The 24860-nt window shown below is 62.7% G+C and carries 22 protein-coding genes; 6 read left to right on the top strand and 16 right to left on the bottom strand.

The annotated features are described in order from the left end of the window. Nucleotides 1-7 precede the first annotated feature (7 nt). The 15 genes from AC3IR3_RS01965 to rhlB form a co-directional block, all read right to left on the bottom strand. Nucleotides 8-1420, bottom strand: a complete 1413-nt coding sequence (locus tag AC3IR3_RS01965; protein ID WP_489195371.1) for an efflux transporter outer membrane subunit — start codon at nt 1418-1420, stop codon at nt 8-10. Beyond that, nucleotides 1407-2585: an efflux RND transporter periplasmic adaptor subunit gene (locus AC3IR3_RS01960; protein WP_489195370.1), complete on the bottom strand. Its 1179-nt coding sequence runs from the start codon at nt 2583-2585 to the stop codon at nt 1407-1409. The genes AC3IR3_RS01965 and AC3IR3_RS01960 overlap by 14 nt, the downstream gene beginning before the upstream one ends. Next, nucleotides 2575-5784, bottom strand: coding sequence for an efflux RND transporter permease subunit (locus AC3IR3_RS01955; protein WP_489195369.1), 3210 nt, complete (start codon nt 5782-5784; stop codon nt 2575-2577). The genes AC3IR3_RS01960 and AC3IR3_RS01955 overlap by 11 nt, the downstream gene beginning before the upstream one ends. A gap of 134 nt (nt 5785-5918) precedes the next feature. Further along, on the bottom strand, nt 5919-7289 hold the full coding sequence (locus AC3IR3_RS01950; protein WP_489195368.1) for a sensor histidine kinase: 1371 nt from the start codon (nt 7287-7289) through the stop codon (nt 5919-5921). Beyond that, complete coding sequence (locus tag AC3IR3_RS01945; RefSeq protein ID WP_489195367.1) at nt 7273-7953, bottom strand: response regulator transcription factor; 681 nt, start codon at nt 7951-7953, stop codon at nt 7273-7275. Before AC3IR3_RS01945 ends, AC3IR3_RS01950 begins: the two co-directional genes overlap by 17 nt. Before the next feature lie 81 nt (nt 7954-8034). Next, complete coding sequence (gene rpoH / locus AC3IR3_RS01940) at nt 8035-8895, bottom strand: RNA polymerase sigma factor RpoH (RefSeq protein WP_132142379.1); 861 nt, start codon at nt 8893-8895, stop codon at nt 8035-8037. A gap of 213 nt (nt 8896-9108) precedes the next feature. After that, nucleotides 9109-9522, bottom strand: a complete 414-nt coding sequence (locus tag AC3IR3_RS01935; protein ID WP_489195366.1) for a hypothetical protein — start codon at nt 9520-9522, stop codon at nt 9109-9111. Nucleotides 9523-9745: 223 nt separating this feature from the next. Further along, nucleotides 9746-10072: a DUF6984 family protein gene (locus AC3IR3_RS01930; protein ID WP_489195365.1), complete on the bottom strand. Its 327-nt coding sequence runs from the start codon at nt 10070-10072 to the stop codon at nt 9746-9748. 2 nt (nt 10073-10074) lie between these two features. Continuing rightward, complete coding sequence (locus AC3IR3_RS01925; protein ID WP_489195364.1) at nt 10075-10587, bottom strand: hypothetical protein; 513 nt, start codon at nt 10585-10587, stop codon at nt 10075-10077. Further along, nucleotides 10554-11096, bottom strand: coding sequence for an RHS repeat-associated core domain-containing protein (locus tag AC3IR3_RS01920; protein WP_489195363.1), 543 nt, complete (start codon nt 11094-11096; stop codon nt 10554-10556). Before AC3IR3_RS01920 ends, AC3IR3_RS01925 begins: the two co-directional genes overlap by 34 nt. 103 nt (nt 11097-11199) lie before the next feature. After that, nucleotides 11200-11892, bottom strand: a complete 693-nt coding sequence (gene ung, locus AC3IR3_RS01915; RefSeq protein WP_489195362.1) for a uracil-DNA glycosylase — start codon at nt 11890-11892, stop codon at nt 11200-11202. After that, nucleotides 11889-12731 (bottom strand): response regulator, encoded by an 843-nt coding sequence (locus AC3IR3_RS01910; protein WP_489195361.1) that lies wholly within the window; start codon nt 12729-12731, stop codon nt 11889-11891. The genes ung and AC3IR3_RS01910 overlap by 4 nt, the downstream gene beginning before the upstream one ends. A gap of 14 nt (nt 12732-12745) precedes the next feature. Beyond that, nucleotides 12746-13723: a permease-like cell division protein FtsX gene (gene ftsX, locus AC3IR3_RS01905; protein ID WP_489195360.1), complete on the bottom strand. Its 978-nt coding sequence runs from the start codon at nt 13721-13723 to the stop codon at nt 12746-12748. Beyond that, complete coding sequence (ftsE, locus tag AC3IR3_RS01900; RefSeq protein ID WP_489195359.1) at nt 13720-14397, bottom strand: cell division ATP-binding protein FtsE; 678 nt, start codon at nt 14395-14397, stop codon at nt 13720-13722. The genes ftsX and ftsE overlap by 4 nt, the downstream gene beginning before the upstream one ends. A 128-nt stretch (nt 14398-14525) precedes the next feature. Then, the gene (gene rhlB / locus AC3IR3_RS01895) at nt 14526-16262 is read right to left on the bottom strand and encodes an ATP-dependent RNA helicase RhlB (protein ID WP_489195358.1); all 1737 of its coding nucleotides are present in this window, start codon (nt 16260-16262) and stop codon (nt 14526-14528) included. Between the two features lie 441 nt (nt 16263-16703). On the opposite strand from rhlB, the gene trxA reads away from it, so the two are divergent. The 6 genes from trxA to AC3IR3_RS01865 all read left to right on the top strand — a co-directional run bounded on the left by trxA (nt 16704) and on the right by AC3IR3_RS01865 (nt 22683). Next, nucleotides 16704-17030 carry a thioredoxin TrxA gene (trxA, locus tag AC3IR3_RS01890; protein WP_489195357.1) on the top strand — a complete coding sequence of 109 codons (327 nt, stop codon included), beginning with the start codon at nt 16704-16706 and terminating at the stop codon, nt 17028-17030. 139 nt (nt 17031-17169) lie between these two features. Next, nucleotides 17170-18978, top strand: coding sequence for a transcription termination factor Rho (gene rho / locus AC3IR3_RS01885; protein WP_489195356.1), 1809 nt, complete (start codon nt 17170-17172; stop codon nt 18976-18978). Nucleotides 18979-19093: 115 nt separating this feature from the next. Beyond that, nucleotides 19094-20053 (top strand): RHS repeat-associated core domain-containing protein, encoded by a 960-nt coding sequence (locus AC3IR3_RS01880; RefSeq protein WP_489195355.1) that lies wholly within the window; start codon nt 19094-19096, stop codon nt 20051-20053. A gap of 20 nt (nt 20054-20073) precedes the next feature. Beyond that, entirely contained in the window at nt 20074-20418 is a 345-nt protein-coding gene (locus AC3IR3_RS01875; protein WP_489195354.1) for a hypothetical protein, read from the top strand. A 186-nt stretch (nt 20419-20604) separates the two neighbouring features. After that, nucleotides 20605-21972: a glutamate--cysteine ligase gene (locus AC3IR3_RS01870; RefSeq protein ID WP_489195353.1), complete on the top strand. Its 1368-nt coding sequence runs from the start codon at nt 20605-20607 to the stop codon at nt 21970-21972. 18 nt (nt 21973-21990) lie between these two features. Continuing rightward, entirely contained in the window at nt 21991-22683 is a 693-nt protein-coding gene (locus tag AC3IR3_RS01865; protein WP_489195352.1) for a YecA/YgfB family protein, read from the top strand. 680 nt (nt 22684-23363) lie between these two features. Here the strand turns inward: AC3IR3_RS01865 and AC3IR3_RS01860 are convergent. After that, nucleotides 23364-24794, bottom strand: coding sequence for an OmpP1/FadL family transporter (locus AC3IR3_RS01860; RefSeq protein WP_489195351.1), 1431 nt, complete (start codon nt 24792-24794; stop codon nt 23364-23366). Between the last annotated feature and the right edge of the window lie 66 nt (nt 24795-24860).

Genomic DNA, 24860 nt, shown 5'->3' with positions numbered 1-24860 from the left:
GTAAGGACTACGATGCTGTCATCGACCAACCGCCGCCAAGCGCACGAATTAGTTGCACACTTGCACGGAGCTGGCGCGTCTGCAGATCGAGCACGCTTCGCTGCGCATCGAGCGCGGCGGTTTGCGCTTGCACGACATCGAGATAGCCCACCGCACCTGCGCGATAACGATCCATCGACAGATCGACGGAACGCTGAGCGGCATCCGCCGCTGCCTTCTGATCGTTCAGTGCGGAACCGAGATCCTTCAGCAGCGTGAGATTGTCTTCGACCTGCTGGAACGCCGTGAGTACGACGCCGCGATACTTCGCACCCGCTTCGTCGGTCGCGGCTTTCGCCGCTTCGACGCCGGCTTTGCGACGGCCGCCATCGAATACATTCAGCAACAAGTTCGGTCCGATGGCCCAGAAGCGATTCGGCGCGCTGAGCAATCCACCGTAAACATCGCTCTGATAGCCGCCCTGCGCACTGAGCGTCACCTGCGGAAAATACGCGGCTCGCGCGACGCCGATACGCGCATTGGCCGCGGCAGTGCGACGTTCGGCGGCCGCGATATCGGGGCGACGCTGCAACAGCAGCGACGGCACTTCGAGCGGGATCGTCGGCACGGGGACGATATCCGTCTGTGCGGCGACGTGGAATGTCGACGGCGAATCGCCGACCAGTACAGCGATGGCGTGTTCTACCAGCGCCCGCTGCGCCTGCGCCTGCTGAAGCTGCGAGCGCGCCGACGACAACTGAGTCTGCGCGCGTGCGACGTCGAGTCCCGAAGCAATACCGCCCTGATGCCGCGTCTGCGTGAGCTGCAATGCGCGTTCGAAAGCGTCGATGCTCTCCTGCAGCAGCTTTACCTGGCGATCCAGCCCATTGAGCGCGAGATAGCTGTCGGCAAGCTGCGCCTGAAGGCTTAGCCGCGCCGACGCAAGATCGGCTGACGATGCCGCCTCTTCCGCAGTGCCGGCTGCAACGGAGTCACGCACACGGCCCCACAGATCGACCTCGTAATCGACTTCGCCGCCCAGCGTGTACGAGTCGTACACCGCAGGCGATGTCGAACCGCGCAGCGGCTTGGTATCCGACTGGCGATCGCGCTGGCCATTGCCGTTGAGACCGATCTGCGGGAACAGTCCGGAGCGCACCTGCGACGTGAACGCCTGGGCCTGGCGGTAATGCGCCAGCGCGGCGGCGAGATCGGCATTGTTCTTCGACAATCGCGTCTGCAGATCGTCCAGCCGCGAATCGCCGTACAGCTTCCACCATCCGTCGCGCGCGAGATGATCGGCGGGCTTCGCGTCCGTCCACGGTGTTGTCGCACCCGCGTATTCGGTGGCTTCCGGCGTCGCGGGCGCCTGATAGGTCGGGGCGAGCGAGCAGGCCGAAAGGCTCGCTGCCAGCAACACGACGAGTTCAAGCCTGCGCATGGGTCGCCTTCGCCTTTTCCGGAGCCGCGATGCGTACGGTGTCGCCATCCGCGAGACCATCGGGCGGGCTTTCGATGACGCGATCGCCCGCGGCGATGCCGGAACCCAGCTCTACGCTCTTGCCATAGTCGCGCGTGATGGTCACGGTCTTGAACGCCACTTTGTTCTGTCCGTCGACGACCGCGATACGCAGACCCTTGTCGTCGAACACGAGCGCACTGGCTGGCACGCGCAACGCACCGGCATCCGTCGGCAGGTCGAACGTGACGCTGGCATAGCTGCCGGGAAGGAGCTGGCCTTCGGTATTGTCGACCGCCAGCTGGACCAGGGTCGTCCCCGTCGTCGCGCTGATGGCGTTGGCCGATGCTTCCACCGTACCCGTGAAGGTCTTGCCCGGATACTCGGGAACCGTCAGCGTGGCTTTGGCGCCCGGACGAATGGAAGGCGCATAGTTCTGCGGCACGTTCACGTACATGCGCAGCATATGCGTATCGGACACCACGAACAGCTCCTGACCACCGCCGCCTGCGTTGATAAGCGCGCCGACATCGGTTTCGCGTGCGGTCACCACGCCGTCGAACGGCGCGACGATCCGGGTGAAGCTCTTGAGCGCGACGATGCGATCGACGTTCGCCTGACCGGAGCGCGCCAGTGCCTGCTTCGCGGTGTAGTCGCCGGTTTTCTCGTCGACTTCCTGCTTCGATACGGAATCGGAATCGCGCATCGCTTCCCAGCGTTTCGCGGTGGTGCCGGCCAGTGCGGCATTCGCCTGGGCACTGGCGAGGTCAGCGCGAGCCTGCAGCAATTGCTGGTCGAGGTCGGGGGTTTCGATTTCGGCAAGCAGCTGACCGGATTTCACCTTCGCACCGATATCGGCCTTCCAGTATTTCAGGTAACCGCTGACGCGCGCGTAGATCGGCGCACGTGCATAGGCGTCCAGACGGCCGGGCAGTTGCAGGCTGTGATTGGCGTCGCCGGTTTCCGGCGCGACGATGGCGACGGTCGGGGTCGACTGCTCGTCCGTCCACTTGCGTAGCTTGTGCGCGTCGTTGGCGCGCGTGGCCACGCCAGCGACGACGATGGCAAGCACGACGATGGCTGCGATGATGCCTGCGAGCCGCAAGCGACGGCGCGGTGAGGGGGACTGGAAAGAATCAGACGACATGGACGGGCTCTCCGGAAGCGGGCACCGGTGCGGGCGAGGCACGGCCGTGCTTCGCGTGGATGATGCTGAAAACGACGGGGACGAACATAAGGGTTGCAATGGTGGCGAACACCAGGCCGCCGATCACGGCACGGCCGAGCGGCGCGTTCTGCTCGCCGCCTTCGCCAAGGCCAAGCGCCATGGGTGCCATGCCGATAATCATCGCCAGTGCGGTCATCAGCACGGGTCGGAAGCGGACGAAACCGGCTTCGATCGCGGCCTTCGTCGCATCGCCGTGTTCGGCAAGGCGTTCGCGACAGAAACTCACCACGAGGATCGAGTTCGCCGTGGCCACGCCCATGCACATGATCGCGCCGGTGAGTGCGGGGACCGACAGTGTCGTATGCGTCGCGAACAGCATCCAGACGATGCCTGAAACCGCAGCCGGCAGCGCGGTCACGATCACGAATGGATCGCTCCACGACTGGAAGTTCACGACAATCAGCAGATAGATGAGCACGATGGCGCCGAGCAAGCCGAGGATCAGGCCGGAGAAAGCGCTGTTCATCGTCTGCACCTGACCGAGCAGCGCAACATTCGACGCCTTCGGCAGGTACTGCTTGTTGGCGTCGATGACCTTCTGGATATCCGCGGCCACGCCGCCGAGATCGCGATCCTGGGTCGTGGCGAATATCTCGACCATCGACTGGATGTTGTACTGGCTGACTACCGCATTGGACGCATTGCGACTGATGGTCGCCAGACCGCCCAGCACCTGCGACGTACCGCCACCGCTGGAGCTGATGGGTACGTTCTCCAGTGCGGGTAATGAGTCGAGGCTGTACTGCGGCGTCTGCATCACGATGGAATATGAAATGCCGTTCGCGGGATTGAGCCAGAACGTCGGGGCGACCTGACTCGAACCGGCAAGGTTCACGCCAAGGCTGCTGGTGACATCGCGCTCGGTAATACCGACCTGCTGCGCACGGGAGCGATCGACGTCGATGGCGAAGCCAGGGTTGGCCTGCGACTGCTGAATGCGTGCATCGACCACACCGGGGATGCGGCGGATATCGCGCAGCAGACGATTCGCGTAAGCAAAGTTGCCCGGCAGGTTGGCGCCACGAATCTGCAGATCGATCGGCGCAGGCGCACCGAAGTTCAGGATCTGGCTGATGATATCGGCGGGCGGGAACGAGAACGTCGTACCGGGGAATTCGCGCGGCAGCTTTTCGCGCAGCGTACGCACGTAGCCGGCGGTCGGTGCGTGACCTTCCTTCAGCGATATCTGGATATCGCCATCCTGCGATCCGATGGTGCCGGTATTGTTGTATGCCGTGTTGATACCGCTGGAGGACAGGCCGATGTTGTCCACGACCGTACCGAGCTGCTCTTCCGGAATGATCTTGCGCACGGAGTCCTGCACTTGCGCGAACAGCCGCGCGCTTTCCTCCACACGCGTACCGACCGGTGCGCGCACATGCATCAGGATCTGACCCGAATCGACCGACGGGAAGAAGTTCCGCCCGAGCATTGGCACCAGTGCGAACGACAGGACGACGAAGGCCATGAACCCGATGATGAAGGTGCGGCGATGTGCCAGCGCCATCTGCAACAGATCGTTGTAAACATCGCGAACGCGCTCGAAGCCGCGCTCGAACGAGCGCTGGAACTGGACCAGCGGATTGCGCGACGGCGGCTTGCCGACGCCGTTGCCGTGTTCGTCCGTATGCGGGGCATGCGGGTGCAGGAGATACTTAGCCATCGTCGGCACCAGTGTGCGCGACAGGATGAAGGAGGCGATCATCGCGAACATCACGGCTTCGGCCATGGGCACGAACAGGAAGCGCGCGACGCCATCCAGGAAGAACATCGGTACGAAGACGATACAGATACACAGCAGCGACACGAACGCCGGCGTCACGATCTGCGCCGCACCGTCGAGAATCGCCGTTTCGACGTCCTTGCCGTGCTCCAGATGCCAGTTGATGTTCTCGATAGTCACCGTCGCATCGTCGACGAGGATGCCGACCGCCAGTGCGAGACCACCCAGCGTCATGATGTTCAGCGTTTCGCCAAATGCGGAGAGCGCGGCGATGGAGCCGAGGATCGCCAGCGGAATCGACGTTGCGATGATCACCGTCGAACGCCAGCTTCCAAGGAACAACAGGATCATCAGACTGGTCAGCGCCGCGGCAATGATGCCTTCGCGCGCCACACCGGTGATCGCCGCGCTGACGAAGAGCGACTGATCGCCGATGGGTGCGATTGTCAGCGAGTCGGGCAACGAGCTTTTCAGCGCCGAGACCCGCTCCTTGATGCCCGAGATGATCGCGAGCGTCGACGCGGACCCGTTCTTCAGTACGGTCATCAGTACCGAGCGGTTGCCGTCGACGTGCACGATATTGGTCTGCGGCGGCGCGCCGTCGCGAACATGCGCGACGTCGCGGATATAAACCATCGCTCCGCGCACGCTCTTCACCGGAAGATTGCCGAGCTCCTGGATATCCGACGGCGCGTTGTTGAGCTGCAGCGTGTATTCGAACTTGCCGATTTTCTGCGTGCCTACCGGCGTGATCAGGTTCTGCGCCGCCAGCGCGTTGGCGACGTCCTGCGCGGAAAGGCCGCGCGCCTGCAGCGCCGGCGGATCGATGTCGATCTGCACCTGACGCGTCTTGCCGCCGAACGGATAGGGAATCGCGGCACCCGCCACCGACGTCAGTGCCGGGCGGATGACGTTAAGGCCCAGATCGCCGAGGTTCTGTTCCGTCAACCCCTTGCCGGACAACGCCAACTGGATGATCGGCACCGTCGAAGCGTTGTAATTGAGGATCAGCGGCGGCGTGGTACCGGGTGGCAGCTGACGCAACAGCGTCTGCGCCACGGCGGTGACCTGTGCGTTGGCGGTGCGGATATCGACGGTCGGCTGGAAGAAGATCTTCACGACGCCAAAGCCGGAGATCGACTGCGCCTCGATGTGTTCGACGTCGTTCACCGTCGTGGTCAGCACGCGCTCGAACGGCGAGGACACACGTCCGGCCATCTGATCGGGAGGCAGGCCGGTGTACTGCCAGACCACCGCGATGACGGGAATCTTGATGTCGGGAAAGATATCCGTCGGCGTGCGGATAGCGGCCAGCGGACCCACGATGAGGATCAACAGAGCGAGAACGACGAATGTATACGGTCGCGTGAGAGCGATCCGGACAATGCCAAGCATGGGGACGGGTTCCGTGCGCGATGTTGCGACGCGCAAAAGTGTGCACCCGACGGATCGTTCAGCGTAGTGAAGAATAATTCATGCTGGATTTAAATGCGCTCATCACGGGCGCGAGAGCGCTTTGCAGGAGCCGGTCAGGCTGCCTTGGGATAGCAAATCACGCTGAATTGCGCCCCGTGGTCGTCGCCGCCGATTTCCAGCGAGTATCCGTGCAGCTTCACGATGGCGTTGACGATGCTGAGCCCTAACCCGGAGCCCGGTTGTGCCCGCGTGTTGTCGCCGCGGTAGAAGCGACGGACGACCGCCTCGCGTTCGTCCGCGGGAATGCCCGGACCGCTGTCGACGATATCGATGCGTGCGTTGCCTTCCTCGTCGACACCCGCGGTCAACCGAACCGCACCGCCATTGGGAGTGAACTTGATCGCGTTGCCGACGAGGTTCGCCAACGCTTCGAACAACAGCTGCGGGTCGCCGCGCAATGCGGGCAGTTCGCCGACCGTCAGTGCGAACTGCTGCCCGCGGTCCTCGGCCAGCGGCACATAGAATTCGTATACGTCGCGAATCACCTGCGCGAGATCGATGTCGGCGAAGCAGGCACTGCGCTGGCGATCTTCGAGTTCCGACACGCGCATCAGCGCGCGGAAGCGGGTGAGCACGGTATCGATATCGTCGACGCAGGCATCCAGCAACGCTGCTTCGGGACGCTGGCCGATCTGTTGCTGCGTGCGATACAGCCGCGTGCGCAAACGCGTGAGTGGCGTGCGCAAGTCATGAGCGATGTTGTCGCACACGCCCTTCACTTCGCCCAGAAGACGTTCGATTTCGCCGAGCATCGTATTGACGATACCGGCCAGAAGATCGAGTTCGTCGCCACGCCGGCTCACGGGCAGGCGACGCGTCAGGTCGCCTTCGCGAATGGGAGCCGTCGCGTCCTGAATTTCGCGAATGCGTCGCGCGGGTCCGCGCGCGATCAGGATGCCGCCAAGCAGACCGGGCAGCAGCGTGAGCGAAAGCCCCCACAGGAGCCCGCGCTTGATAATCGTGCCGACACCGTCGATCGTATTGCTTTCCTTCGCCACGACCAGCCGCTGACCGTTCGCCAGATGCACGGTCACGCCGCGCGCACGTGCCGGACGTTTGGCATCCGGATCGGCCAGACTCGCCCTCAGCGGATACACCACGCCGTCCTGCACCAGCTCGTCGGGAAGCCGGGTGATATTGCCCGCCACCGGCTTGCCGTCCGCGTCGAACAACCCGACCCACATGATGCCTTTCGGGTCGATAACGCTGGCCGCTTCCACCGTGCCCTGCAGGCGACGCGGATCGGAGACTTCGAGGTAGTGGATGCGCTGGAGCAGCATCTGGTCGATGACGCCGACGAGGTAGCGCGACGCCTCCCACTGCACGACGCCGAGCAGGATCACGCACCAGATGGCGAACAGCGCACCGTAAATAAGGATCAGGCGCGATGAGGCCGAACGCCAGACGTCAATCAGCGGGCGCAAGGAGATACCCCGAACCGCGTACGGTGCGAATGAGTGGCGACTGACCGGGACCGTCGATCTTGCGACGCAGCCGGCCGATATGGACATCGATCACGTTGGTCCCCGGATCGAAATGGAACCCCCATACCTGCTCGAAGATCATCGTCCGCGTCAGCACCTGACCGGCGTTGCGCATCAGGAATTCCAGCAGACGGAACTCGGTGGGCAGCAGCGTCAGTGGCTGGCCGTTGCGATTGGCGATGTGGCGGACGAGATCGAGTTCCAGTTCGCCGACGCGCAACCGGTTCGATTCGACACTGGGCTGACGGCGGCGCAGCAGCACTTCCGCCCGCGCGGCCATTTCGTCCGGAGCGAATGGTTTGGTGAGGTAGTCGTCGCCGCCGGCGCGCAGGCCACGCACACGGTCGTCGACATCGCTCAGCGCACTGATCATCAGTACGGGCGTGTCGATGTTGCGCTCGCGCAGTGCCGCGACGATGTCGATGCCGTCCATGCCGGGCAGCAGGCGATCGAGCGTGATGATGTCGTAGCCGTCGTTCAGCGCACGGGTCAGACCCTCGCGCCCATCGGCCACCCAATCGGCTGTCATGCCGTGGGAAGCCAGCTCCGTGACGATTTCACGCGCCGTGACTTCGTCGTCCTCGATGACCAGCACCCGTGCCATCCAAACTCCGCGACCTGAGGGAAAGGGAAAAGGAAACGGCCCCACGAGGGGGCCGTTCGTTATCTTACGCCTTGCCGAAGGTCAGGCCGCAATGGCCACGCGCATCTTCTTCATGGCATTGGCTTCGATCTGACGGATACGCTCGGCCGAAACGCCGTATTCGTCCGCGAGATCCTGCAGCGTGGCCTTGTTGTCTTCGGCCAGCCAGCGACGCTGAATGATGTCGCGCGAGCGGTCGTCCAGGTTGCTGAGCGCCGAGGACAACGCGCCCATTTGGTTTTCGCTGGCGTCGGCATCCGCCACGTTGTCGTACGGATCGGCGCCTTCATCGACCAGGAACGCCGCTGGAGCCGGCTTGTCGTCGTCATCGGCGTCGGCCGGAGCCTCGAAACCGATATCGCGACCGGACAGACGCGATTCCATCTCGCGAACGGTGGCCTCGGGAACCCCGAGATCCTTCGCGACGACGCGCACTTCCTCGGCATTCATCCAGCCCAGGCGCTTCTTGCTCTTGCGCAGGTTGAAGAACAGCTTGCGCTGCGCCTTGGTGGTGGCGACCTTGACGATGCGCCAGTTGCGCAGGATGAACTCGTGCATTTCGGCGCGAATCCAGTGCACCGCGAAACTGACCAGGCGAACACCCTGATCCGGGTCGAAGCGCTTCACGGCCTTCATCAGGCCGATGTTGCCTTCCTGGATAAGGTCGGACAGCTGCAGGCCGTAACCGTTGTAACCGCGAGCCACGTGAACGACGAAGCGCAGGTGAGACATCACCAGCTGCTTGGCGGCATCGAGGTCGGTCGCGTCGCGGAAACTACGCGCCAGCGCCTGCTCCTCGTCCAGGCTGAGCACCGGAATACGATGAACGGCCGAGATGTAGGAATCCAGACTGCCAACGACGCTCGGGACACCGAAATTACGGGTGACGAGGGCTTGGGACATCTTGGAACCTCCTGAAAATACTTTTGGCAGGTTAGCACTGACCCTATGAGAGTGCTAAGTCCGATAAAGGTTCATCGGTTAACTGTACGCAATGGTACAGAAATACCCCGGGCGTGTCCATATAGAGGCCACGGCTGTTCAGGAGGTAGCAGGTTGTGGGGGCTACTTAACGGATGAGTTTGGGGCTAAGTCGTGGATTTCAAAGGGGGAGGATCACTTAGCCTCGGGCCCTTTCATGGAATAGGTCACGTTCGAAACCCCTGTGACATAGAGCACGCCATGGCCGACCTTGCCGCTGAAGACCCCCACGAAATCGGCCTCAATGGTCTTACCGACGGAGCCCTGATACCCCACACCGTCGACAACCCGGTCGACCGGCACCCAATTCACGTTCTTTCCCGCCGAATCCACGGCAAGAGCTTTCCCGCAGGAGGGGTCGACGATGGCCGCACCGTGAATCCCGTCGGTCACGTACTGAGCATGCAGGCGGACGCTGCGACCTTCGAACAGCTCGGGGTGAGCTCTAATGTCGCAGACGGATGTTTGTTTACTTCCGGACGACGGTCGTGAGCATGCGGCAACCAGGGTGCACAGCAGGATGCAGGGAACGAGAACGGCGAGCCTCATGGACAGGAGCCTCCATTGGCGCACCACAAGATCGCACTCATCTCTGCCGCTTCATTGACTTTCGATTCGTCGACATCACCGCTCCCGGTTTTCCATAGGCCAAGAGGCGAGTCCACCCCCGAGCCCCTGGGCAGTCCATTGTGCAGGCCGTAATAAGGACGCTCAGGACAACATAACTAACCGGAGCATATCTCGCGGGCAGTGTCAGCCGGTGCACGTAGATCTATTCAACGTCATCTCTCAGATCCGAAGGGATACAGACCAATGGACTAAAGTCGGTTTTCCACAGATCCAGTTCGAACGGCCTGCGTTCCTTATCGAGATTAAGCGACGCTAGAACCTCCACACCATCAGAGTCACGAAAGCGAAGTTCGCTGGCGCGCACTCCAAAAGTCGACCCAGATCCAACGAAGCGCAAGCTGCCCATACCCCCGTCTTGCATAGATTCTACTTGAATAGAATCGAGCCAAGCTTGATCAAATCCATGAATATCGCTGCGCGATATAAGAATAGCGATAAGTCTTTTTTCCGATGTTGACAAACCTCGCATTGCTACTCTCCAGTAGTAATTCTTCCAACGTTGATAGATCCATCGGGCAGTTTGTATGCGGTATATGTCACTCGTTCACCACCTACCATGATCGATTTATTGAACGGAGTGCCTGGCTGAATACTTCCCGCAATTCCCTTCAAGTCATTAAGGACTTCGCGTTGCACCACACCACGCTCAAGCCCGGCCGCCTCGATATGCCGGAATGTATGAGACAGTTGATTTTCGCTTCGACCAAACGTAACAGCCAATTTTTCGCCAAAACCTAAAATCCCAACAATACGCCCAAAGAGCTTTCCGAGCGGCCCTCCGGCGGCCATTATGGCGCCCTCTTTCAGTCCATAAAGACCAGCCTCCTGCAGGGCTTCACCTTGATTGGCAAGAATCGTACGGTTTGTTTCGCGATACGAGCTACATTCGTCTGTATCGCATCCGTCGTTGCGTGGTGGCTCACTTTTGGTGGTTTGACTGACCTGGAGACCTATGTTGTTGCCGCGCTCGACGTCACGTGCCAAGGGACATTCGGCGCGATAAAGACCATCACTACACTACAACTAGCTTTACCGGTGGGATCAATGAACTTGTACGGATTGGCAGATCCGTAAAGATACGGACTCATTCCAGTTATGTCGCCAGGTGCATAGACAACCGGGTCTCTGCTCAGGAATCTATCTATGCTGGGATCGTAGAAACGGGCTTGCATATAACTAAATCCGGTATCAGAGTCATACACATGACCCGTATAGCCCGGAGTGTCAGATGCAGCGCCAAGTATCAACGCACCGTATGGACGATAGTCCAACACGTTACTGACGATGCCCACCGCATTCGTTGTCGCCAGAGGAGTGCCCTGAGGGTTCGTGTAGTAGTACGTAACCTCCTCAGCGCGTACGGTAATACCGCACAACAAAACGATAAGACTAGCAACGAGCCATATAGGACCGATCTTCCGCACTTGACGTGCAATATTGCGGAAACTGAAACAACGTCCACGTTCATACCGTCCAAACGGCACTCTTTGCATACTCGAATCCCCCTGACCCGCACCCGTGCACAAGAGATCGCATATCTCAGCTGATAGCGCAGTGCCTCCCTCTCAACGGCAACCTACTGCGAACGGATACAGGTTATTCACAAACCTCAGGCAACGACCAGTCGATCGGCGCTTGCCCGTGCGACACCAGATAGTCGTTGGCCTTGCTGAAATGTCCCGAGCCCAGAAAACCCCGGTGTGCCGAGAGCGGCGAGGGGTGGACGGATTTCAGGACCAGGTGGCGCCTTGTATCGATCAGCTGCCCCTTCTTCTGTGCGTACGAACCCCACAGCATGAAGACCAGACCTTCGCGTTCGCGGTTCAGCGCTTCGATGGCCGCGTCCGTGAAACCTTCCCAGCCCTTGCCTTGATGGGCGTTGGCGTTGGCCTGTTCCACCGTCAGTACGGCGTTGAGCAACAGCACGCCGCGGTCGGCCCAGGCGGTGAGGCAGCCGTGGCCGGGGCGCTGGATGCCGAGGTCGCGGTGGATTTCCTTGAAGATGTTGTCGAGCGACGGCGGTACGCGCACGCCGGGCTGGACCGAGAAGCAGAGGCCGTGGGCCTGGCCCGGGCCGTGGTAAGGATCTTGCCCGAGGATGACGACGCGGACGTTGTCGAACGGCGTGTGATCGAAGGCGGCGAAAATATCCGGGCCGGGCGGGAAAATGACCTTGCCCTGCCTTTTCTCCTCGCGGAGAAAATCGCTCAGCGACCGCATGTCCGGACGGTCGAGATAGGTGCCGATGCGCTCCTTCCACGACGGCTCGAGCTTTACCCGTTCGTTCATTCCGCGGCGGTCCTCTCTCGCAGGTGCAGTGCGACGCGAAGCTGAAAGAGCAGTTTGGTGATCAGCAGCTTCTCTTCGATGGGTTTCTCGACGAGATCGTTGGCGCCGGCGCGCAGCAGCGCGGCCTGGTTCGCCGGATTCTCATCGCCCGTCATGACCAGCACGGGCAACTTGCCCTTGCCGTAACCGAACTCGTTGCGGATGCTTTCGACGAGGTCGCCGCCGGTGAGCTCACCCTTGAGGCTGACGTCGGTCAGGACGATATCCGCGCCGATCTCGCCCTGCTTGCGTGACGTTTCAAGCCGCGCTATGGCGTCCTCGGCGCTGATAACGTGATGCACGGTCAAGCCGTATTTCTCCATCATGCGTCGCGTGGCCAGCGCGACGACGCGGCTGTCTTCCACATAGAGGACTTCGCCCTCGGCGCCGCCTTCCGGCCGGATATAGCCAAGGATGAATTCGGCCAGCGCGCCGAAGCCGAGGGATTTGTCGAAGTAATCGGTGACGAATTCACCGAGTTCGCGCCGATGCAGGCGCGCCTCGACGTCGCCGGACACGACGACGATCGGCATGTAGATCTGCGGCGCGCTTTCGCGAACGAAACGCGCCAGCTCCAGTCCATCCATATCCGGGAGGCGCAGCGCGATCGTGACGAAGTCCATGACTCCGCGCTGCAACTCGGTCTGCGCCTCGGCACCCGTACCGCAGCCGATGACTTCGACGCCGGGCATTTCCGCGGTAACGACGCGCGTGATCAGCTGGCGCACGACCTTCGAGCCGTCGACCACGAGAATCCTCGGCGACGCCCCCGCGACGCGCGAGCCAATCTGACGATCCATTCCCCCTCCCCCACTCATGCCGCGGCTGCGCGACGCAGCTGCCGGGCACTGACCAGACGCGCTCCCAGCCAGCCAAGCAGGGCAGAAACCAGCGGAACCGCCAGCAATAGCCACGCCGGCAGACCACCGAACGACACGCTGCCATCGTATGCCGCGGCGAGGCGCCCGACTGGGCCGGCCATCGCAAGTTCGGCCAGCACGGCCAACCCCACGGCGAGGACCCCGGCGAAGAGCCCGAGCCAGATGCCGGCATACAGATAAGGTCGGCGCACGAACGACCGGCCGCCGCCTATCAGCAGCAGTACGCCGATTTCGGCGGCGCGGCTCTGGATATCGACGCGAATGGTATTGCCCACGACCAGCAGCGCGGCAACCGACAGGAGGACGGCCAGCAGCAGCACTGCCCGGGTGCCGACGCCGATAAGGGCATCCAGACGCTGACGCCAGGTGCCGCTGTCCTGGACGACGTCCACGCCGGGCATGCCCCGCATGGCCTGCACCAGAGTGTCGACGGCATCGGCAGGCAGGCCGGGTTTCGGCTGGACCTGCAACACAAAGGGAAGCGGATTGGTGTCGAGCGACTGCAACGCGCCGGTGAAGCCCTGCATCTGGGCCAGCTCGTCCAGACCGTCCTTCGGCGTTTTAATCTGCACGTCGGCGACTTCCGCCCGCTCCCGCAATGCGGCGGCGGCCGTTTCCGCGCCGCCCGCGTTCTGGCTGGACTTAAGGAAAACGCTGATCGACTGATTGCGGCCGAGGGCATCGCTCATGCGCTGGACGTTGCCCAACAGCAGATAGAAAGCGAGCGGCAACGCCAACGCGAAGCCCATGACGGCGACGGTCAGCGCGGTACCGAGAGGGCGTGCCCGCAGCCGCTTGAAGCTGGTTACGAAACTCCAGGCGTGATGCTCGCGCCACGCCGAGAAATGCCGCGGGCCGCTGCGCTTACTGGGAGCCGCATCGGGCCGACGCTCTTCGCGCGGCGTGTTCATACGACCTCCGTGGCGGGCACGTCGGCGACAAGGCGGCCGTGGTCGAGGACGACGACGCGCTTTTTCATTCGTTTGATGAGCATGAGGTCATGGCTTGCCACGAGGACGGCGGTGCCTACCTGCTGGAATTCGGCGAAGAGGCCCATGATTTCCATGGCGAGCTGGGGATCGAGGTTGCCCGTGGGCTCGTCGGCGATCAGCACGGCCGGCTTGGCCACGATGGCGCGGGCGATGCCCACACGCTGCTGCTCACCCGTCGACAGCGCTGAAGGCAACTGCTTCTCGTAACTCAGCAGACCGACCTTCTCCAGCGCGGCACGTACGCGTCGACCGCGATCGGCGGGCGCGATGCCCGCGATGACCAGCGGCAATTCGACATTGGCGAAAACGGTGCGGTCCAGCAGCAGCCGGTGATCCTGGAACACCATGCCCAGCTTGCGCCGCAGTTTCGGGATATCGCGGGCCCGGACGGTCGCCAGATTCTGGCCGTCGAGGGTGACGATGCCGTTGGTTGGCCGCTCGATCAGGGCCAGCAATTTGAGCAGGGTACTCTTGCCTGCGCCGGAATGGCCGGTGACGAACGCCATTTCACCGGCGTCGACGCGGAAAGATACATCGGACAGGGCCTGGTGATTGCCCTCGTATCGCTTGCTCACCAGATCGAAACCGATCACCGAATCATCCGCTTGCTGCACCAACGCGAAGCATAAGAGATGTTGGAAGGTTAATGGGGGTGGGAGATGGGAAGTGGGGGCTTAATTCCGTGCGCCCCCACTTCCCACCTCCCATCCCTGCTTTTCGCTTACTTGCCGCCGAACAGCCGGCCCAGACGCTTGAAGAACCCGACTTTTTCGGTGGGCGCGGCCGACTGCGACGGGCGGGCCGGAACGGCTGCCACGTGGCGCGACGGACGCTTCTGCTCGTTGCCCTGCGATGCTTCGCGGCGCGGGCGTTCGCCCTGCGGGCGGGCTTCGCCGTTACGCGGCGCGGCGCTGTTCTCGCCGGCGCCGCCTTCGCGCCCACCGCGACCCTTGCCACCACGACGGCGACGACGCTTGCGCGCGGCACCATCGGCGGCGATGGCTTCCGCCGCTGCGGGCAGGTCGGCCACGGTTTCGGCGACGACAACCGTGGTTACCGGCACTTCCGTCGACACGGACTCGGTCTTCTCGACACGCGGCGGACGCGGACCACGCGGACGATCGCCCGAACGGCTTCCGCTGCCGCCACGACCGGCACCGCCGGCACCACTACCGCTGCGGGGACGCTTCTCGGGCGGCGCGCCACGGGTCGGGATATGGCCGTCGTTGTCGTTCGGGTCTTCGACCTCGTCCTGCATACCGTCGGCACGCGGACGCGGCGCCGGCATGACGAGCATGTCGGGCTCGACACGCGCCGTCGGGATCTTCTGGTTGATATAGGTTTCGATGTCCGGCAGCCCCATCGCGTACAGGTCGCAGGCGAAGCTGATGGCGTCGCCTTCGGCACCCAGGCGCGCCGTACGGCCGATGCGGTGCACGTAATCCTCGGCGTCCTGCGGCAGGTCGTAGTTGAAGACGTGGCTGACGGCCGGGATGTGCAGGCCGCGGGCCGCCACGTCGGTGGCGACCAACATGTCGATCTGGCCTTCCTGGAAGCGCTGGAGCAACTTCTGACGCTTGATCTGCGGCACGTCGCCCGAGATGGCGCCGACGCGGTAGTTGTTGCGCTTCAGGCGATCGGTGATGCGCTCGGCGGCGGCCTTGGTGTTCACGAAGATGATGCTGCGCTCGGCACCGGTGCGCTCGAGCAGGTTGAGCAACAGCGGCATCTTCTCTTCCTTGGAAGGGAAGTAGACGACCTGGCGAACGCGGTCGGCCGTGATGTTGTCCGTCTCGACGACCAGCTTCTCGGCGTTGTGCATGTGCTCGTAGGCCAGCTCCAGCACGCGATGGCTGAGCGTGGCCGAGAACAGCAGGACCTGGCGGGCTTCGCGCGCCGGCAGGCGGCGGAAGATGAAGCGCACGTCCTTGATGAAGCCGAGGTCGAACATGCGATCGGCTTCGTCGATGACCATGACTTCGACACTGCCGAAGCTGAAAACGTCCTGCTTGTAATAGTCGAGCAGGCGACCCGGCGTGGCGATGATGATGTCGCAGCCGTCGCGCAGCTGCTGGCGCTGCTTGTCGTAGTCGACGCCGCCATAGATCAGCGCGGTGCGCAGGCCGGTGTGGGCGCCGATGGCCTTGGCGTCCTTTTCGATCTGGATAGCCAGCTCGCGCGTCGGCGCGATGATCAGGGCGCGGGGGTCGCTGTCCTTGCGGTCGGCGTGGGCCGGCGAGGTCAGCAGGCGGTTCATCAGGGCGACCAGGAACGCGCAGGTCTTGCCCGTGCCGGTCTGCGCCTGGCCAGCGACGTCGCGGCCGGTAAGGGCGACGGGCAGCGTCAGCGCCTGGATCGGCGTGCAGCGCGTGAAGCCTGCATCGGCGAGACCCTGCTGAAGGAGGGGATGGAGGTCGAGGTTTTCGTAGAAGACGTCGGTGAGAACGGTTTGCGACATGAGTATGGGATGACCGGATCGGGCGGCCGCGAAGGCGGGCGCCGGTCCCTTGAGGCCAGGATTGGCCAGGGACGGTGGGGTGATCCGACGTGCGGTCGGGAGGTGGCGGCAATGCGGGCTCTGCCCCGCCGGCCGGCGACACGCTCCTGGCCATAGGCCGGAGGCGGTTGGCGCGCGACCCGACAGCTCCCGCTGGCATAGGTGAAAAGGCTGGCCAGATGCGGGGTTAACCCACGAGCCATTTCACCTATGTCAACGGAAACCATCCGTCCGCGCCCTTGAATCGCTTGAATCGCGCCCCGAGTTGCGTTGGAATGAAGACCAAGGCCGCAATGGCTTGTGTCCTCGTCCCCGGTTCAAACCGCGCAACAAGGTTCCATAAGTGTAGCCGAACCCGGCCGCGCGGTCGTCAACCCCACTTAACACTTACTGGAGAACCCGGTGAACGACCTGATCACCCATGTGAGCGACGAGGCCTTCCAGCGCCACGTGCTCGAATCCGATACACCCGTCCTGCTCGATTTCTGGGCCGAATGGTGCGGTCCCTGCAAGTCCATCGCCCCGATCCTGGACGAACTGGCGACGCAGTACGAAGGCAAGCTGAAGGTCGTGAAGATCAATATCGACCAGAATCAGAAGACGCCCCGCGACTACGGCGTCCGTGGCATCCCGACCCTGATGGTCTTTAAGAACGGCAAAGTCGAGGCGACGCAGATCGGCGCCGTCGGCAAGGGTCAGCTGACCCAGATGATCGATAAGGCGATCTGATCGCCCTTCAGAGTGTGAGGCGCTTTACGGCGCGCCTCACACGGTGCTAGGCTCTTTCGGGTTCGCCAGGACTGTTCTGTCCTCCTATTGGGCGAGCCCCCTCCCTTTTTCTTCCAACGGCGCCCCGTGAGGTTTGCCCGTGTCCGATATCGAAACCAAGAATCCCAACGACGCCAAGAGCGCCGGCGACCAGCCTGCAGCCGAACCGCGCCCCCGCGCGCCCCGCAGCAGGGCGAAAGCCGCTGTGGACGCTCCGGCGCGTGCCGCTCCGGCGGAGGCCAAGGCAGTTGCTGCCCCGGCACCCGCTCCGGCGGCTCCAGCACCGGCTCCGCCTCCCGCTCCGGCACCACAGGCCGAACTCCAGCTCGGCGGCGGTTCGCAGGACGGCAACGTCCAGGCGGCACGTCCATCCGAACCCCGCGAGGGCAACGGCAATGGCGGCCAGCAACCGCAGGGCCAGCAGCCCCAGCAGGGCCAGAACAACGGCCAGCAGCAGAACAACAACGAGCGTCGCGACCAGCAGCAGCGCGAAGGTCGTGACGGCCGCGGTCGTCGCCGTCGCAACGAACGCAACAACCAGAACCAGCAGCGCCCGCCCGGCGGTGGTGGTGGCGGCAATCCGCGCAACAACAACGGCTATCCCGTCGACGACGACGAGAACGCCGATGCGGGCAGCAGCGATCGCCTGATCAACCTCACCGAACTCAAGCGCATGAACGCGGTCCAGCTCCTGGATTTCGCCGAGTCGCTGGGCGTTCGCGAAGGTGTCGCCCGCCAGCGCAAGCAGGACGTCGTCTTCAACATCCTCAAGGCGCACGCACGCTCCGGCGGCGGCATCTGGGCGGAAGGCGTTCTGGAAATCCTGCAGGACGGCTTCGGCTTCCTGCGCTCGGCCGACGAGTCCTACCTGGCCGGTCCGGACGACATTTACGTGTCGCCCAGCCAGATCCGCCGTTTCAACCTGCGCACCGGCGACTACATCACCGGACGCGTGCGTCACCCGAAGGAAGGCGAGCGTTACTTCGCCATGCTGAAGGTCGACGACATCAACGGCGATCCGCCGGAAGCGTCGAAGAACAAGCTGCTGTTCGAGAACCTCACCCCGCTGTTCCCCCGCAAGGCTTTCAAGCTCGAGCGCGGCAACGGTTCGACCGAGGACATCACGGGCCGCATCCTGGATCTCGTCGCCCCGATCGGTCGCGGCCAGCGCGGCCTCATCGTCTCGCAGCCGAAGTCCGGTAAGACGATGATGCTGCAGAACATCGCGCAGGCTATCCAGTACAACCATCCGGACGTCCATCTGATCATGCTTCTGATCGATGAGCGCCCCGAGGAAGTCACTGAAATCGCCCGCACCGTTCGCGCCGAAGTCATCAGCTCGACGTTCGACGAGCCGGCCGTGCGCCACGTGCAGGTCGCCGAAATGGTGATCGAGCGCGCCAAGCGCCTGGTCGAGCACAAGCGGGACGTCGTGATCCTTCTCGACTCCATCACTCGCCTCGCACGCGCCTACAACACCGTGGTTCCGAGCTCCGGCAAGGTCCTCACCGGTGGTGTCGACGCCAATGCGCTGCAGCGCCCGAAGCGTTTCTTCGGCGCCGCACGCAACGTCGAGGAAGGCGGCAGCCTGACGATCATCGCCACGGCGCTGACCGACACCGGCTCCAAGATGGACGAGGTGATCTACGAAGAGTTCAAGGGCACGGGCAACATGGAAGTGCACCTGTCCCGCCGTATCTCCGAGAAGCGCGTCTACCCGGCCATCGACATCAACCGCTCGGGCACCCGGCGCGAAGACCTGCTCATCGACCCCGACCTTCTCGCGAAGATCTGGATCCTGCGCAAGCTCCTGCACCCGATGGACGAACTCGCGGCGATGGAGTTCATGCTCGACAAGATGAAGACCACGAAGTCCAACGACGAGTTCTTCAATTCGATGAAGCGCTGATCCAGCGCCTCATCCGGAACGGAAAGGCCGCCCTCGGGCGGCCTTTTCTGTAAAAGGTCGCCCGGCTGATGCATAACCTTGCTAAGGTTACGCATCATTGACTTTGGGGGAAGTCATGCACGACTCAGCGTTGGCATTAGGCGCATCTTCATACCGACTGTCGCCTTCCAGGCGATACATTTCATATCTCGCGTTCTTTATTGCGAATCTTCTTTGCTCCGCCATACGGGCGGAAACCGTGCGCTACTACTTCTCGGATCCACAAGGCAACATTCTCGCTGAGACGGACGGACAGGGTGTCATAACAGCGGTCCAGGACTATCGTCCGTACGGCCAAATTGCGTTGGGGCCAGCACATGACGGACCTGGATATACGGGACACGTAACTGACTCAGACACGGCCCTCGTGTATATGCAGGCCCGCTACTACGATCCAAGCATAGGGCACTTTCTCAGCGTCGACCCACTGGGCCCCGACAGTGCCAATCTTCCCAGCTTCAACCGATATATGTATGTAGCGGGTAATCCTATTGCCAACATCGACCCCGACGGCCGAGACATACTTGTTATTGCGGGTGGTCACCGCGCAGGCAGCTTGAGCCCTTTCGGACACGTGGCATCGTCCATACAGGGATATGGAGTTGCGAGTTTCGGCAACGGCACTCCTCTCGGAACATCAACAACGCAGTACCTGACAACGGAAAGCACCTTGCGTAGCCAGGTAGTGACTATTCTCTCCACGAGCACGACTCAAGACCAGCAGGCATCCAGCTTCGTTTCGACAAAACTCATTACGAGTGACGCCGGACTGATCGACAATTGCGCAGTCAAGACAAATCTCATACTGAATGCGGCAGGTGTTTCGACCCAAGACATTCCATTTCCAGGCGGTCTCTCCAGGGACGTGTCGTCTACACCCGGAGCCAAGACTTACTTAATTCCGAAAAATGGTCCAATCCCACAGGAATTGCAGAACTTCCTTAAAACATTCGATAAACCATCGCCTGAGCCCAACAAGGATCCTGCGCCCCAACATCCCCCGCCGCCGGACAAAAGCCCCGATCAACTCATTTAGAGTCGGCAATGATGAGAATAATGAAGCACATTCTTGGCGCAATACGCTCATTGATGATACTTCTGGCGCTGACAGCTGCCGCCGCGGTTGGGGCTTGTGCCTGGATATCGCGTCAGGGCAACGCTGCATATACTGAAATTCATACAGGGGACCAGAAGCGCCAAGTTACCGAGCGATTCAATATGCCCTTCTCGGTGCAGCGCAGCGGCGAGGGGCACCTCGCTTTTACTAACGATTTGTGTAGCAAGCCATGCGTTCAGCGCCTCTGGTTCGACAACCGCTTCTCCCTCGATACTCAGGCGTGGTCGTTCGATCTCGACGAACAAGGCCGTGTCGTAGGAAAGAATGCATGGGCGTCCCCCTGACGTAGACGGACTGGCACCTGACGCCGCCTCTCGCCTCTTAGCCACACCGGTCGCGCGCCCCGGTACAGCAATGGTTTCCATTGCCACCGGCAGGCGATACGCTGCGCTCCATTGCGCCTTTTGAATCGGTGCTGGCGCCCCCAGTTAGGGCGCTCCCGAAGGTCCGCCATCGTCAAGGAAGTACCCGTGTCCATCCCCAGCGCCGCAAAGAGCACGCCGATCGGCGATCGCAATGAACTGGTCGACTATCTGGCGCAGGGCGAAAAGCCGCTGGATGCGTGGCGGATCGGTACGGAACACGAGAAGTTCGGCTTCCATACCGACAACCTCAGGCCGCCCGCCTTCGAGGGCGAGCGCGGCATTCGCGCCATTCTCGAAGGCGTGGCCTCGCGCTACGACTGGGAGATCGCCCGCGAAGGCGAGACGCCGGTCGCGCTGACGCGCGGCAAGGCGAACATCACCCTGGAGCCCGCCGGTCAGCTGGAGCTTTCGGGTGCGCCGCTGGAGACGATCCACGATACCTGCGAAGAAGTGATGGGGCATCTCCACGAGGTGCGCTCGGTCGCCGACGAGCTTGGCATCGGCTTCCTTGGCATGGGCTTCCAGCCGAAGTGGCGTCGCGACGAAATGCCGTGGATGCCCAAGGGTCGCTACAAGATCATGCGCGAGTACATGCCCAAGGTCGGGTCGCTCGGTCTGGACATGATGACGCGCACGTGCACGGTGCAGGTCAATCTCGACTTCGCCACCGAAGCCGACATGGTGAAAAAATTCCGCGTCGGACTCGCGCTGCAGCCGATCGCGACAGCATTGTTCGCCGACTCTCCTTTCACCGAAGGCAAGCCGAACGGTTATCTGTCCTATCGCTCGCACGTATGGAGCGACACCGACAACGATCGCACCGGCATGCTCGATTTCGTCTTCGAAGAGGGATTCGGTTACGAACGCTATGTCGATTACATCCTCGATGTACCGATGTACTTCAGCTACCGCGATGGCAAGTACGTCGACCTGTCCGGCCAGGACTTCAAGCGCTTCATGAAGGGCGAGTTACCCGCATTGCCCGGCGTGAAGGCCACGATGAAAGACTGGGCCGATCATCTGACTACCGCGTTCCCGGAAGTCCGCCTGAAGCAGTACCTGGAAATGCGCGGTGCCGACGGCGGTCCGTGGAATCGCCTTTGCGCGCTGCCGGCATTCTGGGTTGGACTGCTATACGACGATCAGGCACTGGACGCCGCGTGGGATCTGGTGAAGGATTTCTCGCGCGGCGAACGTCACGCGTTGCGCGACGGTGTGCCGAAGCATGCGTTGAAGCTTCCGTTCCGTGGACACAGCGTGCGCGAGCTTTCGCTGGAAGCGCTGAAGATTGCATCGGGCGGCCTGAAGCGCCGCGCGAAGTTGAATAAGAATGGCGCCGACGAATCCATCTATCTCGAGCCGCTCTTCGAATTCGCTTATGCGAACCAGACGCCCGCCGAGCGCAAACTCGAACTCTTCCACGGTGCGTGGGGCGGCAGTGTCGATCCCGTGTTCCGCGAATTCGCGTACTGACAGGCAAGGCCAGAAGCAATGATGCTCGACGAAGACAAACTCGAACGCCTGGAAACCCTGCTTACCGACACCGACCGGTATTCGGTGGAAACCGTCGACGGCCTGTTCAGTGCGGCCCTCGTCGGTCCGGGTAACGCGACGATCGACGATTGCATCGCCTTGCTGGAAATGGGTGGCGCGCAGCCCTGGGCTTCCGAGCGCGACGAAGCCGAAGCACACAAGCTGCTCGAAGCACTCTGGAAGATGATTGCGTGGCGCGTCGGCGCCGACCCAATCGATCTCGCCGACGAAGCGCTGCCGCTGGTCGACATGCCGATCGAGTTCGAGGAACTCGACGATGTCAGCACGTACAAGGGCGATTTCCCCCTCGCCAGCGACTGGGCCATCGGCTTCCGTTTCGGCATCAACGAATGGACCGGCGCATGGTCCGAATGGCTGGATGACGACGTCAGCACGTTCTTCGGCATCGTGACCACGCTGTCGAGCGATCAGGCACCCGCCGGCGGAGACGAGGACGGCGCCAAGCCGCCCACCTTCGCCGAACGCCTGCAACTGCTCAACGCTATTCCGCACTACCTGTCGACCTTCCACCGCCGACGCCTTGGCGAAGCCCACCCAGGGACCGTGCGACACACGCAGGGCAAGACAGGCCGCAACGATCTGTGCCCCTGCGGCAGCGGCAAGAAATACAAGAAGTGCTGCGGGGCGTAGTGGCGTAAGCGCTCTTTAGGTAAGGAGAGCCGCCTCACGCTCGTGCCTCGGGGGAGGCCGCGACCGGGTTGGCCCTTGGGGCCTTCGGCGCCGTCCCTGCGGGAGCGGGCCGTAGCGCCGCATTCGCTCCGTCAGTGGGGTATCGCGGCCCTCGGCTAAGGCGGCCCCAAGGACCACCCCGGCCACGGCACCGTCGATTGCGGTTTGCTGTGGGGAGAGTGCGAGCCGACCACGTGACGTGACGGGACGAGATGCGGTCACCACCGGCTATGCGTCACGCGCTGCTTTCCTCCACGTAACCGCAGCATCCGGAAGAGCCGTCGGCCACCGCCCTCGACGCGACTTGCGGAACCGAGCGCGGCGGGCGGAAAAGGCCCGGAGGGGGCGGACCCGGACGGTCCGCCGTTTTCGCTGAGGCACGGAGGCCGAATCGAAAACCCCCGCCCGCCGCGCGGGCGCGACGGGGCGCAGCCATAGAACACCAGCCGCGCAGCGGCTATCCGTTCCCGAGCGACGGTGGAGACGGCGCGTCGAGGGCGGTGGCCGACGGCTCTCCGCGAAGCGTCCGAGCGCAAAAGCGATGGCGAAGCCGAGCCCGCCCCGACAATGCGTGAAGAACCATAAAAAAAACCTCCCCGTCGCCGGGGAGGTTTTCATTCAGTACCGCGATTCCGGATGAATCAGAACGCGTACTTGGCCGAGACGCTGAGCAGGTTGCCCTTGTCGTCGTTCTCGCCGGTCAGGATGTCGTTCGTCGCGCTCTTCGCGCCAGCGATGTGCGCGCTGTTCACGAAGATATGAGCGAAGCCGGCATTGAGTTCGAAGTGCTCGGTTGCCTTGTAGCCAACACCGAACGAAATCCACTGGCGGGTCGAGTCCGGCACGCGCGGCGAGCGGGTGTCGTCGTACGTCGGGGTGCTGTCGATGGCCACACCGGCGCGCAGGGTCAGCTTGTCGTTGACGTAGTACTCGCCACCGACGGAAGCGAACCAGCTGTTACGCCAGGCGTAGTTCTCGACGCTGGGCGGCTGCGACGGGTTGCCGTAGTTGACGCGCAGTTCCTTGAAGGAATCCCACTTCGTCCACGACAGGTCCATACCCAGACCGAACTTCTCGTCCTGGTGCCAGAAGCTGGCCGAGGCGATAGCCGGCGTGGTGAAACCCGCCGTACCGGTGGTGTGCGTGAACGGGGGCTGGCCCGAGCCCAGCAATGCGCCGACGGCCGGGTTGGACAGCACCGCGCTGACGTTGGCCGGTACGGTGTAGTTGGCCGTGCCTTCCAGCGTATGGGAGATCTTGGAGCGGTAGTTCAGCGAGAGGCGATCGTTCGGCGTGAGCTTCCACAGACCGCCGACCTGCCAGCCGTAGGCCCAGTCGTCACCCTTGATGCGAGCGGTACCGTCGCTGCCCGGCGGGACCACCGTTGCCCAGGTGCGGGCAAGCGCAGCGGCGTTCGCCGGCGGAAGCTGACCCGATGCCGCGGCCTGCTGGATGAGGCCGAGGCCGACCGTATTGAAGTTGATCGCGCTGGTCAGTTCCGCGCTGGTCTTCTGCGCGATACCGCTGACGCCGACGGCGAAAGTGTCCGACACGTCGTACGACACCGAGAGCGTCGCGTCGAGGGACTTGAAGTCGGACTTGATGCCGTTGTAACGGCCCACCCAGTTCGAGTCGTATTCGGTCTTGAAGCCGAACGGCGCGGTGAAGCCGACGCCGACGTGCCACTTGTCGGCAAACTGCGTGGCGAAGTACATGGCGGGCACCGGAATCGTGGTGCCGGCGTCGCCGCCGTTGCCGCCCGAGATGGGACGACCCTGGGCATCGTGCCCCGTGCCGGTGAACTTGGTACTGAAGTTGACACCCGTGACGTCGGCCTGGAAGACGTTGCCCTTAAGCAGCGTCATACCAGCCGGGTTGTTCACGATGGTCGATGCATCGTCACCCGCGGTCGTGGAACCGGCAAAGGCGCGACCCAGCGCCTTGGCGCTGTTCTCTTTCAGCTGGAAAGCGCTCGCATTTGCTGCCTGCGGGGCGATCAGGGCACCGGCGATAGCGACAGTGAGGGCCGCGAGTACCAGCGGGCGGGTACGGCTGAGGAAAGTGGTCTGCATGCGGTATGGCTCCTTGCGTGTTCTTCGGGCTTGGCGTGACGACGCAGCGAAAAGATCACCGCATTC

The organism is Luteibacter sp. GL_149, assembly GCF_057834065.1.
This window is presented reverse-complemented; position numbering and strand designations above follow the sequence as displayed.